This window comes from Pseudomonas sp. 05N434 (genome assembly GCF_056396965.1).
On sequence record NZ_JBFTMK010000062.1, the window covers coordinates 1 to 20,167 of the forward strand.

Below are 20,167 nucleotides of genomic sequence, written 5' to 3' on the forward strand. Positions count from 1 at the left end.
AGCGCGAAATTCGCGGCCTGGCCCGCTACGACGCCGAGCAGATCGCGCCCGATGCGACGCTCGCCGACCTGATGCCCAATGGCGTGTTGGCGCTGACTGTCGACCCGACTCAAGGCCAGCGCTATCAGGGTATCGTCGATCTCGACGGTGAAACCCTGTCCGATTGCTTCACCAACTATTTCGTCATGTCGCAGCAGGTTGGCACCCGCTTCAAGCTGTACGCCGACGGCCGTCGTGCCCGTGGCCTGCTGTTGCAGCAATTGCCTGCCGACCGTCTGAAAGATGAAGAAGATCGCGCCGCCAGTTGGCAGCACATCACCGCCCTGGCCAGCACCCTGACCGCCGACGAATTGCTGAGCCTGGACAACGAAACCGTGCTCCATCGCCTGTACCACGAAGAGCAAGTGCGTCTGTTCGATGTGCAGAAACTGCGCTTCCATTGCAGTTGCTCTCGGGAACGCTCGGGCAATGCGTTGGTCAGTCTGGGTCTGGAAGATGCTCAGAGGCTGGTCGTCGAACATGGCGGCAGCATCGAGGTCGATTGCCAGTTTTGCAACGAGCGCTACCTGTTCGACGCGGCCGATATCACTCAATTATTCGCCGGAGCAGGGGTTGATACGCCGTCAGATACCCGTCACTAAAACGCTTCAGCGCAGGTAAATTCACTGCTTTGCGCCGGAATAACGCCGTTCTGACGGGAGGGCCCTACACTTTTTGGGCTTTTCTGGCATAATCCGGCCCACTTTTTTCGCGGTAGTAGTGCACGACTTTCTACTACAAAACGTTTGGAGCACTCGGCCACTGGCCGACGGGGAACCTCATGACGCAAGCCAATAACGCCGTGTACACCGATCTGAGTGTTGATGATCTGGTTAAACAAGCCCTGAATCGCGGTGAAGGCGAGCTTGCCGATACCGGCGCGCTGGTTGTTCGCACCGGTCACCGTACCGGCCGTTCGCCAGTCGATCGTTTCATCGTTGAAGAGCCGACTACTCAGGACGCCATTGCCTGGGGCCCGATCAACCGCAAGTTCCCGGCCGACAAGTTCGATGCCCTGTGGGCTCGCGTCGAGGCGTTCAACAACGCGCAAGAGCATTTCGTTTCCCACGTGCACGTAGGTTCGGCTGAAGAGCACTACCTGGCCGTGAAAATGACTACCCAGACTGCCTGGCAGAACCTGTTCGGTCGTTGCCTGTTCATCAACCCGGCCCAGTACAACCCGGCCGGTCGTGAAGAGTGGCAAGTTCTGAACGTCGCCAACTTCGAGTGCGTGCCAGAGCGTGACGGCACCAACTCCGACGGTTGCGTGATCATCAACTTCGCGCAGAAAAAAGTGCTGCTCGCCGGCATGCGCTACGCCGGTGAAATGAAGAAAGCCATGTTCTCGGTGCAGAACTTCCTGCTGCCGGCCGCCGACGTGCTGCCAATGCACTGCGCCGCCAACATCGGCGAAGCGGGCGACGTGACCCTGTTCTTCGGTCTGTCCGGCACCGGCAAGACCACCCTGTCCGCCGACGAAAGCCGTTACCTGATCGGTGACGACGAACACGGCTGGGGCGAAGGCGTGGTGTTCAACATCGAAGGCGGTTGCTATGCCAAATGCATCGACCTGTCCGAGAAGAACGAGCCGGTCATCTGGAAAGCCATCAAACACGGCGCAGTCCTGGAAAACGTTGTTATCGACGACGCCAAGCACGCCGACTACACCGATGTCAGCCTGACCCAGAACAGCCGCGCCGCCTACCCGCTGGAGCACGTAGCCAAGCGTTCCGAGAAGAACCTGGGCGGCGAGCCAAACGCAGTGATCTTCCTGACCTGCGACCTGACCGGCGTGCTGCCGCCAGTGTCGATCCTCAATGAAGAACAAGCGGCCTACCACTTCCTGTCCGGCTACACCGCACTGGTGGGCTCGACCGAAATGGGTTCCGGCAGCGGCATCAAGTCGACCTTCTCCACCTGCTTCGGCGCACCGTTCTTCCCGCGTCCGGCTGGCGAATACGCAGAACTGCTGATCAAGCGCATCCGCGGCTTCGGCTCCAAGGTTTACCTGGTCAACACCGGCTGGACCGGCGGCGGCTACGGCGTCGGCAAACGCTTCAACATCCCGACCACCCGCGGCGTGATCGCAGCGATCCAGAGCGGCGCGTTGATCGGTGCCGAGACTGAGCACCTGGACACCATCAACCTTGACGTGCCATTGGCTGTGCCGGGCGTTGAGACTGGCCTGCTGAACCCACGTAACACCTGGGCTGACAAGGCTGCTTACGATGAAGCTGCTAAAGCACTGGCCGGGTTGTTTGTCGAGAACTTCAAGAAGTTCGACGTGAGCGACGCGATCAAGGCTGCTGGGCCGAAGTTGTAAGAGTTGGTCTGATGCAATGAGAAAGCCGCCCTTTGGGGCGGCTTTTTTGTGAGCGCTGATTCAGTTCCCTTGAGGCAAAACTGGCAATATTCCCGCAGTAAACACGCTAAACAGCCAGAATAATTCCACTTCTGTTGATCAGATCCCCTCGACCCCTTCCACTTCCTGCGTATCCCACCGTTGTTTCTTGACTGCTTTGTAGAGCATCCCAATAGTCAGCGGCACTTTGTCGCCACGACCCTTCGCTCGGCGCTTGAGAAACACATCAAACCCTTCCGGTTGAAAATACCGATATGCGTCGTAGTCGACGAAATCGATGGCGAACTGTTCCTCCAGCGCTTCCATCAGCTGCCGCGCATCAGCGCCATCGCAACCCAGGTCAAAGTTGATCGAGGTGGTGAGACTGATGGTTTTGCGTTCGGGCAGGCCGAGTTCTTCGTGCAGCAACTGCATGAGCAGGTGCATGGCGTGGTCGTCGGGGAAGTTGGGGGCGAGGATCATTACGGGGGGTCAACCGATGAGGCTCACATCCCGGCACGCCCGAGGGCGTCCCAAACACAGCCACCATATAGCGTGCAGGCACTTGAAGTGCCGGCAGCATATAACGGACGCGTAGATATGAGCCATTCGGGTGACCAAGCCCGAGTCGCTGATTTGGCAGCGACAGTCACGACTATAGGTTTGAGCCACCGGGCAGCGATAGGCGACARGGTGTCTTCGGTTGTAGGACCGGGACGAAGCGTTGATAGGGCGTTGCCTACGGACTTATCTCTTTTGCAGTTTGTCTCGTTTGATTGCCATCAGGTGTTTGGCTTCTCCATCTGGAATGCTGGGGCGAGGGTCGTCGAGGCTGGCTTGTACTTGTGCTCTGAACCATGCGTCGCAGGCCGCTTTGTCTGTGTTTTTCATCAGACACACCGCGTTATCGTTCTTCGCGGRCAAGCCTCGCTCCTACAGGGGATCGTGGTCAGGGTCTCAAACCGCTGTGGTTTTCGGCAGGCGTTGCCGGGCGATTTCGAGTAGTTCATTGCCATCCTGGGTCAGCAGGTACAACGCGTTGACGATATTGGGAATGTCTTTCGCGTCGGCCTGTTTGAAGCACAGGCAATAGAGTGTTTCGAGCAGGTCGCCAGCGGCGCGGATGCGTTGTCGGGCGGCATCGAGGATTTCGTGGGGATCGGCCTCGGTGTCGATGACCAACACGGGGGTATTGCTGTAGCTGGTTTTGAGCGGGCGATAGCGGTCTGTTAACGAGTGGCGCGTGTTCATCGAAGTCAGTCCTGTGGGAAGTCGGGCAGTCTCGCCGGCGGGCCGACACAGTGTTTTCAGCCGCGTCGAAAACTATAGAGGGCCACAGCGAGGCGTCGCAAGGTGGTGCAAGTGGACAGGTTTTGTAGGGGATTTACCGGTGTTATCGCCCTTTGCCTACGCATCCCTCGACTATTTTTTAAGCTTTTCCCTTGGTGGTCGATATTCCTACGGGATTGTCAGGCTTAACGCATCCAGCCTCTGGAGGGTGCGCGCCAGAATGTGTAGGACGTTTCGAAGCGTCTGAGTCAACTCTTAAAGGGAATTAGGTATGCAGTGGCTACGTGTGGCCTCGATTTTATTATTGTGGGCCGCTGTTTCTCGGATAGCGGGTGCTGCTGACGTCGGTCATTCGCTCGTGCTCGCCAACATGGAGCGAACCGGTTGGCCGGATGCGCTGACCACCCAAGCGGACATCGATACCGCATCTCGCGCCGAGGTGTTGATGGTGGGCAAGGCGCTGCTGGCCAGCGAAGCGTTGGATGAACAGGGGCTGAAACAGCGACTGGGCGTGCGGGCTGTGAAGCTCAAGTCGGTCAGGCAAGTGCGTGACGGGTTGTGGGATCGGTTGCTGATCACCTATCGCAGTGCCAGTCAGAACTGCGAGGACCAACTCTTCTGTCCTCGTGTGCGCAGGGTCGCCGATTTGCGTCAGCTGGCGGCGGCGTTTACGGGGGAAATAAGCCCGGCTTATGCGACGTGGGCGAGCAAGAGCCGGGTATTTCATGAACAGGCGCTGGATGAGCAGTTGCGGGTGGCGGTATTGGTGCCGTAGCTACCCGAGGTCAGTCGATCGACGACTAAGTCTGTGAGGCACTGTCCAGCGTTGTGGGCGCAGCGTAGAGGGGGTCGTCAGGGAGCTTCATGCACCCGTTCAGCAGCAGGGATGCAAAGATAAGGGCGACTGGAAAAAACAGAGTGTCAGGCATGATTGTTCCTTTGTGAGGATCCGCGTGCAGGCGTCCTGCCTTGATGAAAACTTCGCGGATAATGGTTTTCTCGGGGCGCACCTTACCGGCTGACAGGGGGCTGATGTCAGGGGGCAAAGTGCCTCGTTTGTTTCAATCTGTGGCGAAGGAATCGATGGGTTGACGCTGTATCATCCCGTATCGTTTTTGCCCCCGACCTTTTCTCGACTCGCGGCGTTCGCCGGCTAGGCTTTGGGCTTCGCAGCGGTCAACGGAGTGACAGCTTATGCACAACACCCTGGAACAGGTTTTCGGTTATCCACAGTTTCGGCCCGGCCAGGAGGCAGCGGTCAGCGCGGTACTGGCCGGACGTTCGGCGGCGGCGATTTTCCCTACCGGCTCGGGCAAATCCCTGTGCTATCAGTTACCGGCCATCCTGCTGCCGCACCTGACGCTGGTGGTCTCGCCTCTGCTGGCGTTGATGCAGGATCAGTTGGCGTTCTTGCAGCGCCACGGCATTGCGGCGGGAAGTATCGATTCGGCCCAGAGTCGCGATGACGCCAGCGATGTGATGGCCCGGGCCAAGTCAGGCGAATTGAAGATTCTGATGATTTCCGTGGAGCGCCTGAAGAACGAGCGTTTCCGCCATTTTCTGCAGCAGGTGCCGATCTCGCTGTTGGTGGTGGACGAGGCCCACTGCATCTCCGAGTGGGGTCACAACTTCCGCCCCGACTACCTCAAGCTGCCGGACTATCAGCGCCAGTTCAACATCCCTCAGGCGCTGCTGCTGACGGCCACCGCGACACCCAAGGTGATCGCCGACATGGAGGCCCGGTTCGCCATTGCGCCTGAGGATGTGGTGACCACCGGTTTCTACCGGCCCAATCTCAATCTGTTGGTGGAACCGGTGCGTGGCCAGGACAAGCGCCGCCGCCTGGTCGAGTGGATGAGCCAGCGTCCCGGCCAGCCCAGCATTGTCTACGTCACTCTGCAAAAAACCGCTGAGCACATCGCCGAACATCTGGCGCGCAACGGCATACAGGCCGAGGCCTATCACGCCGGTTTGCCCCACGAGCAACGGGAAGCGATTCAGCGCCGGTTCATGGGCGGGCAGTCCAATTGCATCGTCGCCACCATTGCCTTCGGCATGGGCATCGACAAAAGCGATATCCGCAACGTGGTGCATTTCGACCTGCCCAAATCCATCGAAAACTACAGCCAGGAAATCGGCCGCGCCGGGCGTGACGGGCAGCCGTCCGATTGCCTGGTGCTGGCCAACCGCGACAGCCTCAATGTGCTGGAGAATTTCGTCTACGGCGACACACCGGAGCGGGACGGCATTCGTTGTGTGCTCGACGAGTTGCAAGCCGCAGCGCCCGAGGGGCAGTGGGAGTTTCTGCTGGGGCCTTTGGCCGATCAGAGCAACATCCGCCAGTTGCCGCTCAAGACCTTGCTGGTACAGCTGGAGTTGCGTGGGCTGATCGCTCCACGCTATGCCTATTACGCCGAATACCGCTTCAAGTATTTGCAGGAGCCGGAAGCGTTGCTGGCCCGTTTCGAGGGTGAGCGCAGGGACTTCGTCTCGGCGATCATCCAGACTTCCAGTCGCGCACGGACCTGGGCCACGGTGAATTTCGACGCACTGTATCAGCAGCATTCCGCCGAGCGCAGTCGAGTGGTCAAGGCGCTGGATTACTTCCAGGAAAAGGGCTGGGTGGAGCTTGAAAGCAAGCAGATGACGGAGGTCTATAGCCTGCTGCAAGCCGACTTCGATTCCCAGGCCTTGAGCGCCGAATTGCACACCTACTTCACCCGGCACGAACGCACCGAGATTTCGCGGATTCACGCCATGCTGGATCTGTTCGCCACCGACCACTGCCTGGGCTATCGCCTGGCCGAGTACTTCGGCGACGAAAACGCGCCACGGCGATGCGGGCATTGTTCGGTGTGTCACGGCCACGTAGCGCGATTACCCGAACCACCGGAATTGCCGGCGCTTGTGGATAAAAATTTCGAGGCGCTGTGCGGTGATTTTATCCACAGGCACCAGCAGCACACGGGGAGTGCTCCATCGGCGGAACGCGTGACGCGGTTTTTGTGCGGGATCAGCGTGCCGTTGTTTACCAGGCTCAAGGCACGGTCGATTCCGGGGTTTGCGGCGCTGGAGGAGTATCCGTATGGCGAGGTCCGGACGTGGGCTGAGGCGAACCTCTAACCTGCGGGATCGGGACGCATCCATCCGCTGAATGTCGCCCATCACAGGAATAAACTTCAAAAACACGCATCGGCTGACTATGGTGAGGACTGTCTTTGGATCGCCAATAAGAGAACAACAACCATGAGCCAGACATCGTTCGATATTCAGCGCGCTGCCGTGATTGGCGCGGGCACCATGGGCCGGGGCATTGTCATGTGCCTGGCCAACGCCGGGGTGCCGGTGCAGTGGGTCGATAACAATCCGCAGATGCTTGAGCAGGCGCTGGCCAGCGTGGCTGACACTTACGCCCACAACGTGCGTCAGGGGCGGATCGATCAGACCGAGGCGGATGCGCGCATTGCACGGGTAACGGCGGCTGCCGATTACGCGGCGATCCGCGATGTTGATCTGGTTATCGAAGCTGTCTACGAAAACCTCGAGCTGAAGCAGAAAATCTTCCGCGAACTCGACGGCCTGCTCAAACCTGAAGCGATTCTGGCCAGCAATACCTCGGCGCTGGATATCGACGCCATCGCCGCCGCCACTCGTCGCCCGCAGCAGGTCCTGGGCCTGCACTTCTTCAGTCCGGCGCACATCATGAAGTTGCTGGAGATCGTACGCGGCGCCCAGACCGCTCCGGCGGTGCTTGATGCAGCCCTGGCACTGGGCCAGCGCATGGGCAAGGTCAGCGTGGTCTCGGGCAACTGTCACGGTTTCATCGGCAACCGCATGCTGCATCCGTACGTGCTCGAAGCGCGCAAGATGCTGCTGGAGGGGGCGTTGCCTTATCAGGTGGATGCGGCGCTGCAAGGTTTTGGTTTCGCCATGGGGCCGTTCCGCATGTATGACGTGGTCGGCATTGACCTGGAGTGGCGCGCGCGGGAGCTGGCTGGCAAGGGCCAGGATGCGCCGGAGGTTCAGGTGGACAATCGTTTGTGCGAGCTCGGGCGTTTCGGTCAGAAGAGCGGCGACGGGTATTACCATTACGAACCGGGCAGTCGTCAGGCTGAGCACGATGTGGAAGTCGATGCGCTGGTGCTGGAAATCAGCGAAGGGTTGGGGTTCCAGCGGCGTGAGATAGGGCCAGAGGAGATTCTTGAGCGCAGCTTGCTGGCACTGGTCAATGAAGGGGCGAAGATCCTTCAGGAAGGCATTGCGGCGTCGGCGCACGACATCGATCTGGTGTACCTCAACGGTTATGGTTTCCCGGCGGACAAGGGCGGGCCGATGGCCTGGGCGGATCAGCAAGGGCTGGACGATATTCATCTGCGGTTGTTGCAGCTTGAGACCAAACAGGGGGATCACTGGGCCCCGGCACGGTTGATTGGGGAGTTGGCGGCGCAGGGCAGAGGGTTTACCGACATGTGATTTAGGTAGTGCCTGTGACAGCGCCTTCGCAGTTTCACCTTAAACTGGCCATCCAACTCCAGGAACCGACGCTGATGTCCAACCCGATGCCCCATCGCACCGACTACCCCCATTTCCAGCCCATCACCACCCGCTGGCATGACAATGACGCCTACGGTCATGTCAATAACGTCACCTACTACAGTTTTTTCGATACGGCGGTGAACACCTACCTGATCGAAGTCGGCGGCCTGGATATCCATGACGGTGAGGTGGTGGGTTTTGTGGTGAGTTCGGCCTGCGATTACTTCGCGTCTATCGCCTTCCCGGATCGGATCGAGATTGGCCTGCGGGTCGGCAAGTTGGGCAGCAGTTCGGTGCAGTACGAGCTGGCGGTGTTCAAGGCTGGAGAAGATGAGGCCTGCGCGGCAGGGCGCTTCGTGCATGTATTCGTCGATCGGCTGTCGAATCAGCCGGTGGCGATTCCTGCCGGGTTGCGCGGGGCGTTGGAGCGACTGGCGATCTGAGGGCAAAAAAAATCGCAGCCCGAGGGCTGCGATTTTTCGATCTAACGGTCGACGAGGCGATTCAAGCCTCAGTCGTCATCGCGATAGCGATGGTGATGCTTGCGATGCCCGTACGCATGGCCGCGACCCGGGTGACCACGGTAGTAGCGACGATCATCATCGTCATAACCACGACGATAGGAACGACGATCATCGTCGTCATTGCTGCTGTTGCCCATATGGTTACCCAGCGCGCCACCGAGGCCGCCGCCTGCTGCGGAACCGATCAGGCTACCGGTGGTGCCGCCCATGCTGCGGCCGACCACGTTACCGCCAGCTGCGCCCAACGCACCGCCAATGGCGGCTTCGCCACGGCTGCGTCTGTCTGCGCCAACTGCGCTACCACCCGCGCCGCCCAGGGCCGCGCCAATGGTTGAACCTGTACTGCCGCCTAGTGATTGACCGACGACCGAGCCAAGAACCCCGCCCAATGCGCCGCCCACACCTGCTTCGGTGGTGCCGCCAGCAGACGCGAAGCCACTGACCAGGCCAAGGGACAACAAGAGAATCGAGGAGAACTTCATAGAGGAACCTCAAGGGGATGACGGCGCGATCCTGAGGCTGTGTCATGGTTGTGACAATAGAAATCCGACGAATAACACGACTTGAGCACATTTCTATAAGTTGCTGTTTTTTGGGCGGAACTTAAGTGTTTTTCGCCAGTCTTTAGCTACTTCTCAAAGGCCGTTTTCATATGAAAACGGCCTTTTTTGTGGGCGATTGGAAAGTATGGATCGGAAGAGTTTGTTGAGTGGGCTACCGCCATCGCTGCGTCAAGCTGACTTGGCCATGATCAACCCAGTCTCACTCGCCGCTTCCAGCCGGATCGCCACAAATTTCGACGTCGGCGTATGGCTGCCATCCCCGGTGCTTTCCAACGGCACCAGCGGGTTCACTTCCGGATAGTATGCAGCCGCCTGCCCGGCAGGAATATCAAACGCCAGCAGGGTAAAACCCTTGACCCGCCGCTCACGGCCATCATCCCAGATCGATACGATGTCAGCCTTTTGCCCCGGTTTGAAGCCCAGGCGAATGATGTCGGCTTCATTGACGAACAACACATCCCGCTGACCTTTCACCCCGCGATAACGATCATCAAGACCATAAATGGTGGTGTTGTACTGATCGTGGGAGCGCATCGACTGCATGATCAGGTCCGGCAGTACGCCGGTGGCGCGGGTGCGTTCGTGCACCAGGTCTTTGGGCAGGATGTTCGGACGGAAATTGGCCCGACCTGATGGGGTATTCCAGCGACGTGCGCCGGCACTGCTGCCCAAGTAGAAACCGCCGGGGTTCTGGACTTTCTCGTTGAAGTCCCGAAAGCCCGGGATGGTGTCGGCGATCAGGTCGCGGATGCGGCTGTAATCAGCCACCAGCCAGTTCCAGTCCACCGGTTTGCTGCCCAGGGTCGCGGCGGCGATACCAGCGATGATTGCAGGCTCCGAGCGCATCAGGTTCGACAACGGTTGCAACTGACCGTTGGAGGCGTGGACCATGCTGAAGGAGTCTTCCACGGTCACCGCTTGGGCGCCTTCGGTCTGGATATCGATATCGGTGCGGCCCAGGCACGGCAGGATCAGCGCGTCTTTACCGTGGATCAAATGGCTGCGGTTGAGCTTGGTGCTGATCTGCACGGTCAGGTCGCAGTTGCTCAGGGCCTGGAAGGTCCGTGGGCTGTCCGGGGTGGCTTGGGCAAAGTTGCCGCCCAGGCCGATGAAGACTTTCGAACGGCCTTCGGCCATCGCGTGAATCGCCTCGATCACGTTGTGGCCGTTTTCGCGTGGCACCTTGAACTGGAAGCGCCGCTCCAGGGAGTCGAGGAACGCCGCCGGCGGGCGTTCGTTGATGCCCATTGTCCGGTCGCCCTGCACGTTACTGTGGCCGCGCACCGGGCACAGACCGGCACCCGGCCGGCCGATGTTGCCGCGCAGCAGCATCAGGTTGGCGATTTCCTGGATGGTCGCCACCGAATGGCGATGCTGGGTGATGCCCATCGCCCAGCACATGATCACGTTCTTGCCTTTGGCGTACATGCGCGCCGCTTGCTCGATTTCCACCAGGGGCAGGCCGGATTGCTCGACGATCTGCTCCCACGGGGTGTCGTCGACGATGCCGAGGTATTCCAGAACATTGACGCTGTGTTCATTGAGGAAGTCGTGGTCGAATACCGCAGGCTCACCCGCCTTCTGCGCATCGCGCTCCCATTGCAGCAGGTACTTGGCCATGCCGCGCATGATCGCCATGTCGCCGCCCAATGCCGGACGGAAGTACGCGGTGTTGGTCGGTTTGTCGCCGTTGGTGAGCATTTCGATCGGGTGTTGCGGGTGCTGGAAGCGTTCCAGGCCGCGCTCTTTCAGCGGGTTGATGCACACCACCTGCGCACCGCGTTTCACCGCTTCGCGCAGTGGCTCGAGCATCCGCGGGTGGTTGGTGCCAGGGTTTTGGCCCCAGACAAAAATTGCATCTGCATGTTCGAAATCGTCGAAGGTCACCGTGCCTTTGCCGACTCCGACGCTTTGGGCCAATGCCACACCGCTGGCTTCGTGGCACATGTTCGAGCAGTCGGGGAAATTGTTGGTGCCATAGGCGCGCACGAACAATTGATAGAGGAACGCCGCTTCGTTGCTGGCACGGCCCGAGGTGTAGAACTCGGCCTGATTCGGGCTCGACAGCCCTTGCAGGTGTTTGCCGATCAGGGCGAATGCGGCTTCCCAGCTGATCGGTTTGTAACGATCGGTTTCGGCGTCGTAGCTCAGCGGCTCGGTCAGACGGCCCTGGTACTCGAGCCAATAATCACTTTGTTCCAGCAACGAGCTAACGCTGTGCTTGGCGAAAAACGCGCCATCGACACGCCGTTTGGTCGCTTCCCAGTTCACTGCTTTGGCGCCGTTCTCGCAGAACATCACCATGCCGCCTTCCTGGGAATCGCCCCAGGCGCAACCGGGGCAGTCGAACCCGCCGTTCTTGTTGGTCTTGAGCATCATGCGCAGATTTTTCAACGCGTTGTCGCTGGTCAGCCAGGCCCGGGCGACGCTGGCCAGCGCGCCCCAGCCACCGGCCGCACCCTTATAGGGCTTGTAACGTGGAACAGGTTTCTGGTCGGCTTGTTGGTGTTGACTCACGCTTGATTCTCCAACGCAGGGCYGTAGACCCTTGGTGCACTTTTCTGAGGTAGGTGGATGAGATTGAGGTTGTGTCGACGGGCCCATTGCACGGCCAGGCCCGTGGGCGATGACAGGCTGACCAGGGTCTGGATGCCGGCGCGTAAAACTTTCTGGATCAATTCGAGGCTGCAACGGCTGGTGACAATCGCCAGACCATCGGTGGTCGGGATTTTCTGGCGGATCAACCCGCCAATCAGCTTGTCGAGGGCGTTGTGTCGGCCGATGTCTTCACGGCCCAGCAGCAATTCGCCTTTGCCATTCATGAACACCGCCGCATGCACCGCGCCGCAATGCTGGCCCAAAGGCTGGAATTCGCCGATGCGATGGCGCAGGCCGTCCAGCCATTCGGCCGGGGGCAGCGGGGCGCCGGGCAGCACCTTGAGATCGGGCAGCGCTTGCTCCACCGCTTCCACGCCACAGAGCCCGCAACCGCTGGTGCCGGCCAGTTGCCGGCGCTGCTGCTTGAGGTTCCAGAAGGCGCGGTTGGCGATGGTCACTTGCGCGTATTGCGCCGAACCCGAGCCGCTGAGTTGCAGGTCATAGATGTCTGAAGCGTCTTCGATGATGCCGCTGCCGAGGCTGAAGCCGACGATGAAGTCTTCAAGGTCCGTCGGCGTCACCAGCATGACGGCCTGGCTGATGCCGTTGTAGGCGATCGCCAACGCGACTTCCTCAGCCAGCGCGGTGCTGGATGATTCGGAGTATTCGAGGTTGCAGTAACTGTATGTCTGGCTTGCGGCGGGCGCGGGCGTTTCGAGAGCGGGCGCCGCGCAGCCGGGGCGCTTGGCGTTCATTAGGCATCACCGACGGTTTGGTCAGCTTTAAGCCTAGGCGCGTCAACATGTCGCGTCTAATCGCTATTACTGATCTACCGATAGATGGCGTCGATCAAGAGTCTGTCAGTGATTTCTGATAGATCGCAAAACAGGCTTCTGCCAAGGCCGAACGCGGAGCGCTGCGACGCATGATCAGCCCCAGCCGGGCGAGGGTCTGGGCGCTTTCGATGGGTTGCAGGCGCAAGTGATCGGTGAGGTTTTCGAGGCCGCTGTTCAGCGGCATCACCGCACAGCACAGGCCACCGTGTACCGCTTGTAACAATTGGTGGACTGCATCGGTTTGCAGCAACGGTTGTGGGGTCAGGCCACGGCTGTGGAAGTTATGGTCGATGGACTGGCGAAAGTGCATGCCGCTGGTGAGCATGCCCATGGGCAGTTCGATCAGCGACTCCCAGCTCAGCGGCACCTCGCCGAAACTGAAGAAGCGTTGATCGTAGAGCAGGCCCATGCGGGTTTCGCTGAACGCCAGGGAGTCGAAGCGCTCGCCGTCCAGATGCTCCAGGTACGATACGCCGAGGTCGAGACGGTTATTCGCCAGTTGTTCAAGGATCTGTTCGGAACTCAGGGCCGAGAGTTCGAACCGCAGGTTCGGGTGTGCGGCATGCAGGCGTTGCATCAGCGGCACCGGGTCGAAACTCGACAGCGGCACCACCCCCAGACGCAACGTACCCACGAGGTTGCCGCGACAGGCCGCCGCTTCGGCCTGCAAACCGTCGTAGGCCGCCAGCACCGTACGCGCCCATGCCAGCACGCGCTCACCCGGCGCCGTGAAACCTTCGAAGCGTTGGCCGCGATTGACCAGCGGCAGCTCGAGTTCTTCCTCAAGGCTGCGCAGGCGCATGGACAAGGTCGGCTGAGTGATGTGACAGCGCGCGGCGGCCTGGCCGAAGTGTCGGGTTTCGTCGAGAGCGATGAGGAATTTCAGCTGCTTGATGTCCATCTTCGCTCCAGGGCGCCGGCAAGGTTTGCGATTCTACCGCCTGCGCGGGGTTGGGTCATTGGTCGGCTGGGAGCCGGTCTTCAAACGACTGGTCTAGTCTTGGGCGTCTGGAACCCAAATCCCAAGGAGCGTGCACCATGAGTATTTTTAGCTTTGTGAAAGAAGCAGGTGAAAAACTTATTGATCTGCTGACACCCGGCAATGCCAACGCCAGCGAGCAGCTGAAGGCACACATCAGCAAGGTCGGCTTGGGTAACCCGAATGTTCAGGCGACCATCGATGGCGACAAAGTCACCGTCACCGGTGAAGTGGCAAGCCAGGAAGAGAAGGAGAAAATTCTGTTGGCCGTGGGCAATATTGCCGGTGTCGGTAGTGTCGATGACCAGATCACCGTAACGGGGCCGGTTGCCAAGGCAGCGCAGTTCGTCACCGTTAAAAAGGGCGACACCCTCAGCGCGATTTCCAAGGCGGCATACGGCGACGCGAACAAGTACAACAAAATCTTTGAAGCCAACAAACCAATGCTTTCGCACCCGGACAAGATCTATCCGGGGCAGGTGTTGCGGATTCCTGAATAATACAAAACCTGTGGCGAGGGAGCTTGTCGGATCGCCGCACCGTCCCGCTCGGCTGCGCAGCAGTCGCAATCTGGCCAATGCACCTTTCTGAAGGAACTCAGCCAGATTGGGAGCGCTTCGCACTCCAGCGGGAGCAAGCTCCCTCGCCACAACGACCGCGTCAGACTCTAAAGCCCTGCGATGAGCTCCCGATAATCCCCCACCGCCGCAAACTCTGCCGTGTCCTTCGGCCCTTTGCGGCTGTCCGGCTCGCTCACGGCCAGCAGGTGCGCCACCCCGAAATTGCGTGCGCTGCGCAGGATCGGCAGGGTGTCGTCGATGAACAGACAGCGTGCCGGGTCGAAGCCGATATCGGCCTGCAAGGCATCCCAGAACTGCGGGTCTTCTTTGGCGAAACCGTAATCGTGAGAGCTGATCAAGCGCTCGAAATACGGCGCCAGTTCAATTCTTTCCAGTTTCAATGACAACGAGTCGCGGTGGGCGTTGGTGATCAGTACCACGCGCTTGCCGGCCTGTTTGATCGCGGCCAGAAAAGTATCCGCATCCGGACGCAAGGCGATCAGGTGCGCGGTTTCCAGTTTCAGTTCGCGCACCGACAACTTCAGTTCGGCGCTCCAGAAGTCCAGGCAATACCACTGCAACTGACCGGCATGGCGCTCGAACAGTGGCTGCAATTCCAGCTCCGCCATGGCCAGGCTCACCCCGTGCAACTCGGCATAACGCTTTGGCAGGTGTTCCAGCCAGAAATGGTTGTCGTAGTGCAGGTCCAGCAGCGTGCCGTCCATATCTAGCAGAACGGTATCGATGTCGCGCCAGGGCAGCAGGGACATAAAAAACTTCTCCAGCGGTAAAAAAGATATCCGAGGTAAACAATCAGGATAGGCCGGGTATAGTAACGCGTTCACGCCAAGGAGCTTCTCATGCGCCAGAAACCCACCATACTCGCCCGCGAGATCGTCGCCACCAGCCGATTATTCTGTGTCGAAGAGCTGAAACTGCGCTTTTCCAATGGCGTGGAACGCACTTACGAGCGATTGGTCGGTAAAGGCGCTGGTTATGGTGCGGTGATGATCGTGGCGATGCTCGACGCGGACCACGYCGTGTTGGTGGAGGAATACTGCGGTGGCACCGATGCCTACGAATTGTCCCTGCCCAAAGGCTTGATCGAGCCGGGCGAAGACGTGTTGGCGGCGGCCGAGCGGGAGCTCAAGGAAGAGGCCGGGTATGGCGCGCGGCAACTGGAGCACCTGACCGAGTTGTCGTTGTCACCCGGCTACATGAGCCAGAAGATCCAAGTGGTGCTGGCCACCGATTTGTATGAAGAACGCCTGGAGGGTGACGAGCCCGAGCCGATGGGGATGGACAAGATCAACCTGCGGGAATTGTCGGCGTTGGCGCAGAACCCGCGATTCACCGAGGGCCGTGCCTTGGCGGCGCTGTATCTGGCCCGTGATCTGTTGACTCAGCGTGGGGTGTTCCTGCCATGAAGTTGTGCCAACATCCCCCAGAGCGTGCGTGCCGGCTGGCAGCGTTGGTGGTTGGTCGACCCTCTGGACGGCACTAAGGAGTTCATCTCCGGCAGCGAAGAGTTCACCGTGAACATTGCGCTGATCGAGCAGGGGCGTGTGGTGTTTGGCGTGGTGTCGATGCCGACCAGCGGGCGTTTTTATGTTGGCGGTGACAGGTTGGGAGCCTGGCGTGGCGATAAAGGCGCCGAGCCAATGCCGATCCAGGTTCGCGAGGTGCCGGCGGCGGGTGAAGCCTTCACGGTGGTCGCCAGTCGTCGGCATTCAAGCCCTGAGCAGGAGCGCTTACTGGCGGGGTTGAGTGACAGTCTGGGCGAGCTGCAACTGGCGAATATCGGCAGCTCACTGAAGTTTTGCCTACTGGCGGAAGGGGCGGCGGATTGTTATCCGCGATTGGCGCCGACTTCGCAGTGGGACACGGCCGCGGCTCAAGGTGTGCTGGAAGGCGCCGGCGGTGAGGTGCTGGATTTGAGCGGCGCGCCGTTCTGTTATCCGGCGCGGGAATCGTTGCTGAATGAGTTCTTCCTGGCGCTGCCGGCTAAAGCGGCTTGGCGGGAGAAACTATTGGCGCTCGCTCGGGCGTAAAGATCAAGAGATCGCAGCCTCGTTTCACTCGACAGCTCCTACAGGGGGCGCGCTTCTCTGTAGGAGCTGTCGAGTGCAACGAGGCTGCGATCTTTTAAGATCGTTTGCTTTACCGGTGAAGGACGTATTGCCCGGTAAACCTCACCGCATCCTCATCACTCCCGGCATTCACGATCCGCGAATGCAGCGTCAACCGCGCCCGCCCATAGCGTCGATACATCGCCAGGAACTTCCTCCACACTGCCGGGTTCGGTGCCTGACAGATCGCCGTCGCGTCCATGGTGACCGGCAGCGGGTAGTTGATCTGCCCTTCCTGAATCACGATGTGCCCGTCTTCGATACCTTCTTCACGCAAACGCAAATGCAGCCAGCCCCAGCCGGCCAGCACCGCGCCGCAATACAGGCTGCCACCGAACATGGTGCTCTTGTGATTGACGTTGGGCTCCAGCGGCAGATGCAGGCGCAGTTGTTGGTCATGCCAGTCGAGCACTTTGAGGCCCATGTCCCGCGTGAGGGGGATGTCGCGATAGAGGATCGATTCCAGGTGACGACTGTCGCGGTTCATTCGCGGGCCTTTTGTTTGATAGGGATGATTTTACGGTAGCTCAATCGAGGTCGTCGGTATGGCTGCTGGTGCCGCCATCGGCGAAGTTCAGGCCATGCTTGCGCAGCTTGTCGTGCAGGGTTTTGCGCGGAATGCCGAGCGCTTCGGCGAGGCTGCGCACGGAGCTGTGCGAGCGCGCCAGTTCGGCGGCAATCAGGCTCTTCTCGAAGTTCTCGACTTGCTCGCTCAAGCCGCCGCTGACCACTTCAACCGTGGTGCCGACACCGCCATCCGGTGCGCTGTTGTCCAGTGCCAGCTCCAGGCCCAGGGCAAAGCGCTCGGCGGCGTTCTGCAGTTCCCGCACGTTACCTGGCCAGCTGTGACGCAGCAGCAGCGCCCGTTGCCCCGGTTGCAGTTCGTGGGGCGGCAAGCCGTGGCGGGCGCTGGCTTCGTCAGCGAAATGCTGGAACAGCACCAGCGCATCTTCGCCCCGTTCGCGCAGCGGCGGAATGCGCAACGGCGCAACGTTCAGGCGGTAATACAAGTCGGCACGGAAGCGCCCCTGATCGGCGGATTGCCGCAGGTCTTCCTTGGTCGCGGCGATGATGCGGATGTCCAGCGGGATCAACTGATTGCCGCCCAGGCGTTCGACGACCCGCTCTTGCAGCAAGCGCAGCAATTTCACCTGCACGTCCAGGCTCATGCTTTCGATTTCATCGAGGAACAACGTGCCGCCGTTGGCGAATTCGAACTTGCCGATGCGGCGCTTTTGCGCGCCGGTAAACGCGCCGGGTTCGTGACCGAACAACTCGCTTTCCACCACCGACTCGGCCAGGGCCCCGGCGTTGATTGCCACGAACGGGCCGTTACGCCGACTCGACAAGTCGTGCAGCGCGCGGGCCACCACTTCTTTGCCTGCACCGGTTTCACCGAGAATCAGCACGTCAGCCTTGGTCGCCGCCAGTGCCCCGATCTGCTCGCGCAGGCGCAGCATCGGCGCCGATTGCCCGACCAGTCGGGCGCTCAGTTCGTTGCGATCGCTCAGGGCCAGCCGCAGGCTGCGGTTGTCCAGTACCAGACGGCGCAGGGCCAGGGCGCGACGTACGCTGTCGAGCAGGGCGTCACTGGCGAAAGGTTTTTCCAGAAAGTCATAAGCCCCGGCGCGCATGGCCTGCACCGCCAGGGGGACATCGCCGTGGCCGGTGATCAGCAGCACGGGCAGCTCCGGATCCTGGGCGTGGAGTTCGGTCAGCAGTTCGAGGCCGTCCATGCCCGGCATGCGGATGTCACTGACCACCACGCCTGGCCAGTCGCGTTCCAGTTGCCCGGCCAGGCCCTTGGCTTCAGCAAGCGGCAGGATCTTCAGGCCGGCCAGGTCCAGGGTCTGGCTCAGGGCCTGACGCAGGTGGGGATCGTCGTCGATCAACACGACCTGGATGCGGTTGTCGATGGTCATGCACTTCGGTCCTCGGACGGTTGCAGGCTCACACCCGGCGCGCCTGCGCGCAGCTTCAGGGTAATCAGGGCGCCGCCTTCCTTATGGTTGGAGAACGACAGTTCACCACCGAAGGCGCGCATCAGGGTGTCGCAGATCGCCAGCCCCAGCCCAAGTCCCTGAGTGCGGGTCTTGGTGGTGTAGAAGGGCTCGCCGGCACGACCCAGCGCTTCCAGGCAGAACCCGGGGCCGTTATCGCGAATGTACAGAGTGACGCCGTCGGCGGTGGATTGGGCACTCAACCAGAGTTTACGCGGCGGGCCTTTTTCCGTCAGGGCATCGAGCGCATTGGCCAGCAGATTGCCGAGTACCTGGCGCAGACGGGTTTCTCCAGCCTCGACCCACAGGGTGGCGGCCGGCAGGTCGCGGATCAGCTCGACTTCCATGCTGCGCCGACGCTTGGCCAGTAACGCCAGGGCGTCGTCCAGCGCCGGTTGCAGGGCCACGCTTTCCGGGGCATGGCGATCACGTCGGGCGAAGGCGCGCAGGTGGGCGATGATCGACGCCATGCGCCCGGTCAGCTCGCTGATCAGCTTGAGGTTGCCGCGAGCATCCTCGGTGCGCTGATGATCGAGCAGCACTTCGGCGTTTTCCGCGTAGCTGCGGATGGCCGCCAGCGGTTGGTTGAGTTCATGGCTGATACTCGCCGACATTGTTCCCAGCGCCGAGAGCTTGCCGGCCTGTACCAGATCATCCTGAGCGCGTACCAGTTCTTGCTGGGCGTGTTCGCGCTCCAGCACTTCCTGTTTCAGTCGACGGTTGAGGCCCTCAAGGTCGCTGGTCCGTTCGGCGACCCGGCCTTCGAGTTCCTGGCGGGTCTTGGCTTCGAAGGCGATCCGCTCCAGGTAATGGCGTCGGCGTTGCATCATCAGGCCAAGCAGCAGCATCAATACCAGCAGCGTTGCGCCGCCGATGGCCACGACTGTGCGCACGGGGCGGTCGATCAGGGTGCGTGGAGCAAGGATACTGACACTCCAGCCGGTTTCTTCGATCTGCCGGGTTTGGGTCAGCCAGGCATTGGGGTCGAGACTCAACGGCTTTGGATCGCGGGTCGGATAGGGTTGAATCGCGGCGACGGCCTTGTTCTCCTCATCACTCAATGGACGGGTCGAGCGGAAACGCCATTCTGGCCGCGATGTGAGGATGACCACACCGTTGTGGTCGGTGACCAGCAGTTGTTCCGGGGTTTTGCCCCAGAGGCTTTCGGTGTGATCGAGGTCAACCTTGACCACCAACACGCCGATGATTTTTTCACGATCGTGTACCGCCGCAGCGAAGAAGTAACCGCGCTTGGCCGAGGTGGTGCCCAGGCCAAAGAAGCGCCCCAGGCGCCCGGCCATGGCTTCACTGAAATATGGACGGAAAGAGAAATTGCGGCCGACGAAGCTGTCGTGTTTGTCCCAGTTGGAGGCCGCCAGTGTCTTGCCGGTGGTGTCCATCAGGTACATGACTTCGGCGCCGGTCTGGGCACTGATGTGTTTCAACAGACGATTGGCATTGCCTTGAATCACGCCCTCGTCGGGGGCGCCCAACGTCGCACGCAGGGCGGGCAGGTCGCCGAGAATCTGCGGCAGCACTTCATAGCGGTGCAGGGTACCCAACAGGTTGGCGACGTAGAGGTCGAGGGTCTGACGGTTCTGCCCGGCCAGCTCGCTGCGGTAATAACGCTCGGCCAGATGCTCCAGCGGCCACAGCAAGGGTGCCRGGCACAACGCAAGCAGTGCCAGGCTGCGCCAGCGGGGTCTGCGGGGGAGGGTCGGTGTCATGAGCATCAAGCGCCTGTGGGGACAGACGCATTATGCCTAGGGTCT

General features: G+C 60.5%; 19 protein-coding genes and 1 pseudogene. 9 read left to right on the top strand and 11 right to left on the bottom strand.

Annotated elements, in window-relative coordinates:
* Together hslO and AC1DLB_RS06590 are read left to right on the top strand one after the other, a co-directional pair.
* A partial coding sequence (gene hslO, locus AC1DLB_RS06585) for an Hsp33 family molecular chaperone HslO (protein ID WP_477784765.1) occupies positions 1 to 641 on the top strand: 641 nt, incomplete at its 5' end.
* A gap of 179 nt (positions 642 to 820) precedes the next feature.
* A complete protein-coding gene (locus AC1DLB_RS06590; protein WP_018929314.1) occupies positions 821 to 2,362 on the top strand; it encodes a phosphoenolpyruvate carboxykinase in 1,542 nt (513 codons plus the stop codon).
* 138 nt (positions 2,363 to 2,500) lie between these two features.
* Here AC1DLB_RS06590 and AC1DLB_RS06595 read toward each other — a convergent pair whose 3' ends face one another.
* The 3 genes from AC1DLB_RS06595 to AC1DLB_RS06605 all read right to left on the bottom strand — a co-directional run bounded on the left by AC1DLB_RS06595 (position 2,501) and on the right by AC1DLB_RS06605 (position 3,631).
* Complete coding sequence (locus tag AC1DLB_RS06595; protein WP_086944160.1) at positions 2,501 to 2,863, bottom strand: DUF1493 family protein; 363 nt, start codon at positions 2,861 to 2,863, stop codon at positions 2,501 to 2,503.
* A 264-nt stretch (positions 2,864 to 3,127) separates the two neighbouring features.
* Positions 3,128 to 3,304 carry an antitoxin PaaA2 family protein gene (locus tag AC1DLB_RS06600; RefSeq protein ID WP_477784766.1) on the bottom strand — a complete coding sequence of 59 codons (177 nt, stop codon included), beginning with the start codon at positions 3,302 to 3,304 and terminating at the stop codon, positions 3,128 to 3,130.
* 33 nt (positions 3,305 to 3,337) lie between these two features.
* Positions 3,338 to 3,631 carry a hypothetical protein gene (locus AC1DLB_RS06605; RefSeq protein WP_018929310.1) on the bottom strand — a complete coding sequence of 98 codons (294 nt, stop codon included), beginning with the start codon at positions 3,629 to 3,631 and terminating at the stop codon, positions 3,338 to 3,340.
* A gap of 310 nt (positions 3,632 to 3,941) precedes the next feature.
* On the opposite strand from AC1DLB_RS06605, the gene AC1DLB_RS06610 reads away from it, so the two are divergent.
* The 4 genes from AC1DLB_RS06610 (at position 3,942) to AC1DLB_RS06625 (ending at position 8,649) form a co-directional block, all read left to right on the top strand.
* Entirely contained in the window at positions 3,942 to 4,445 is a 504-nt protein-coding gene (locus AC1DLB_RS06610; RefSeq protein WP_477744108.1) for a polysaccharide deacetylase, read from the top strand.
* Positions 4,446 to 4,864: 419 nt separating this feature from the next.
* A complete protein-coding gene (locus AC1DLB_RS06615; RefSeq protein WP_477744109.1) occupies positions 4,865 to 6,793 on the top strand; it encodes a RecQ family ATP-dependent DNA helicase in 1,929 nt (642 codons plus the stop codon).
* 123 nt (positions 6,794 to 6,916) lie between these two features.
* Entirely contained in the window at positions 6,917 to 8,143 is a 1,227-nt protein-coding gene (locus tag AC1DLB_RS06620) for a 3-hydroxyacyl-CoA dehydrogenase (protein ID WP_477744110.1), read from the top strand.
* Between the two features lie 74 nt (positions 8,144 to 8,217).
* Positions 8,218 to 8,649, top strand: coding sequence for an acyl-CoA thioesterase (locus AC1DLB_RS06625; RefSeq protein ID WP_018929305.1), 432 nt, complete (start codon positions 8,218 to 8,220; stop codon positions 8,647 to 8,649).
* Positions 8,650 to 8,717: 68 nt separating this feature from the next.
* On the opposite strand, the gene AC1DLB_RS06630 is transcribed toward AC1DLB_RS06625, so the two are convergent.
* The 4 genes from AC1DLB_RS06630 to AC1DLB_RS06645 form a co-directional block, all read right to left on the bottom strand.
* The gene (locus tag AC1DLB_RS06630; protein ID WP_477744111.1) at positions 8,718 to 9,212 is read right to left on the bottom strand and encodes a glycine zipper domain-containing protein; all 495 of its coding nucleotides are present in this window, start codon (positions 9,210 to 9,212) and stop codon (positions 8,718 to 8,720) included.
* Positions 9,213 to 9,461: 249 nt separating this feature from the next.
* Positions 9,462 to 11,810, bottom strand: coding sequence for an FdhF/YdeP family oxidoreductase (locus AC1DLB_RS06635; RefSeq protein WP_477744112.1), 2,349 nt, complete (start codon positions 11,808 to 11,810; stop codon positions 9,462 to 9,464).
* On the bottom strand, positions 11,807 to 12,646 hold the full coding sequence (gene fdhD, locus AC1DLB_RS06640; protein WP_477784767.1) for a formate dehydrogenase accessory sulfurtransferase FdhD: 840 nt from the start codon (positions 12,644 to 12,646) through the stop codon (positions 11,807 to 11,809). The genes AC1DLB_RS06635 and fdhD overlap by 4 nt, the downstream gene beginning before the upstream one ends.
* 94 nt (positions 12,647 to 12,740) lie before the next feature.
* A complete protein-coding gene (locus tag AC1DLB_RS06645; protein ID WP_064615851.1) occupies positions 12,741 to 13,628 on the bottom strand; it encodes a LysR family transcriptional regulator in 888 nt (295 codons plus the stop codon).
* 137 nt (positions 13,629 to 13,765) lie between these two features.
* On the opposite strand from AC1DLB_RS06645, the gene lysM reads away from it, so the two are divergent.
* Positions 13,766 to 14,206, top strand: coding sequence for a peptidoglycan-binding protein LysM (gene lysM / locus AC1DLB_RS06650; protein WP_018929300.1), 441 nt, complete (start codon positions 13,766 to 13,768; stop codon positions 14,204 to 14,206).
* Between the two features lie 167 nt (positions 14,207 to 14,373).
* On the opposite strand, the gene yrfG is transcribed toward lysM, so the two are convergent.
* The gene (gene yrfG / locus AC1DLB_RS06655; RefSeq protein WP_007939517.1) at positions 14,374 to 15,036 is read right to left on the bottom strand and encodes a GMP/IMP nucleotidase; all 663 of its coding nucleotides are present in this window, start codon (positions 15,034 to 15,036) and stop codon (positions 14,374 to 14,376) included.
* Positions 15,037 to 15,126: 90 nt separating this feature from the next.
* On the opposite strand from yrfG, the gene nudE reads away from it, so the two are divergent.
* A complete protein-coding gene (nudE, locus tag AC1DLB_RS06660) occupies positions 15,127 to 15,693 on the top strand; it encodes an ADP compounds hydrolase NudE (RefSeq protein ID WP_477784768.1) in 567 nt (188 codons plus the stop codon).
* A gap of 6 nt (positions 15,694 to 15,699) precedes the next feature.
* Positions 15,700 to 16,317 (top strand): annotated as a pseudogene (locus tag AC1DLB_RS06665) (3'(2'),5'-bisphosphate nucleotidase CysQ family protein); the annotation flags it as partial.
* Positions 16,318 to 16,426: 109 nt separating this feature from the next.
* Here AC1DLB_RS06665 and AC1DLB_RS06670 read toward each other — a convergent pair.
* From AC1DLB_RS06670 to AC1DLB_RS06680, 3 genes are read right to left on the bottom strand one after another with little or no spacing between them, the layout of a single operon-like run.
* Positions 16,427 to 16,882: a thioesterase domain-containing protein gene (locus AC1DLB_RS06670; RefSeq protein ID WP_018929296.1), complete on the bottom strand. Its 456-nt coding sequence runs from the start codon at positions 16,880 to 16,882 to the stop codon at positions 16,427 to 16,429.
* Positions 16,883 to 16,922: 40 nt separating this feature from the next.
* The gene (locus AC1DLB_RS06675) at positions 16,923 to 18,317 is read right to left on the bottom strand and encodes a sigma-54-dependent transcriptional regulator (RefSeq protein WP_018929295.1); all 1,395 of its coding nucleotides are present in this window, start codon (positions 18,315 to 18,317) and stop codon (positions 16,923 to 16,925) included.
* The gene (locus AC1DLB_RS06680) at positions 18,314 to 20,122 is read right to left on the bottom strand and encodes a sensor histidine kinase (protein WP_477784769.1); all 1,809 of its coding nucleotides are present in this window, start codon (positions 20,120 to 20,122) and stop codon (positions 18,314 to 18,316) included. The genes AC1DLB_RS06675 and AC1DLB_RS06680 overlap by 4 nt, the downstream gene beginning before the upstream one ends.
* Between the last annotated feature and the right edge of the window lie 45 nt (positions 20,123 to 20,167).

Excerpts from the sequence above, each read along its gene's own strand:
- AC1DLB_RS06590 (WP_018929314.1), top strand. The coding sequence starts at position 821 with ATGACGCAAGCCAATAACGCCGTGTACACCGATCTGAGTGTTGATGAT.
- AC1DLB_RS06595 (WP_086944160.1), bottom strand. The coding sequence starts at position 2,863 with ATGATCCTCGCCCCCAACTTCCCCGACGACCACGCCATGCACCTGCTC.
- AC1DLB_RS06605 (WP_018929310.1), bottom strand. The coding sequence starts at position 3,631 with ATGAACACGCGCCACTCGTTAACAGACCGCTATCGCCCGCTCAAAACC.
- AC1DLB_RS06610 (WP_477744108.1), top strand. The coding sequence starts at position 3,942 with ATGCAGTGGCTACGTGTGGCCTCGATTTTATTATTGTGGGCCGCTGTT.
- AC1DLB_RS06615 (WP_477744109.1), top strand. The coding sequence starts at position 4,865 with ATGCACAACACCCTGGAACAGGTTTTCGGTTATCCACAGTTTCGGCCC.
- AC1DLB_RS06620 (WP_477744110.1), top strand. The coding sequence starts at position 6,917 with ATGAGCCAGACATCGTTCGATATTCAGCGCGCTGCCGTGATTGGCGCG.
- AC1DLB_RS06625 (WP_018929305.1), top strand. The coding sequence starts at position 8,218 with ATGTCCAACCCGATGCCCCATCGCACCGACTACCCCCATTTCCAGCCC.
- AC1DLB_RS06630 (WP_477744111.1), bottom strand. The coding sequence starts at position 9,212 with ATGAAGTTCTCCTCGATTCTCTTGTTGTCCCTTGGCCTGGTCAGTGGC.
- AC1DLB_RS06645 (WP_064615851.1), bottom strand. The coding sequence starts at position 13,628 with ATGGACATCAAGCAGCTGAAATTCCTCATCGCTCTCGACGAAACCCGA.
- lysM (WP_018929300.1), top strand. The coding sequence starts at position 13,766 with ATGAGTATTTTTAGCTTTGTGAAAGAAGCAGGTGAAAAACTTATTGAT.
- yrfG (WP_007939517.1), bottom strand. The coding sequence starts at position 15,036 with ATGTCCCTGCTGCCCTGGCGCGACATCGATACCGTTCTGCTAGATATG.
- AC1DLB_RS06670 (WP_018929296.1), bottom strand. The coding sequence starts at position 16,882 with ATGAACCGCGACAGTCGTCACCTGGAATCGATCCTCTATCGCGACATC.
- AC1DLB_RS06675 (WP_018929295.1), bottom strand. The coding sequence starts at position 18,317 with ATGACCATCGACAACCGCATCCAGGTCGTGTTGATCGACGACGATCCC.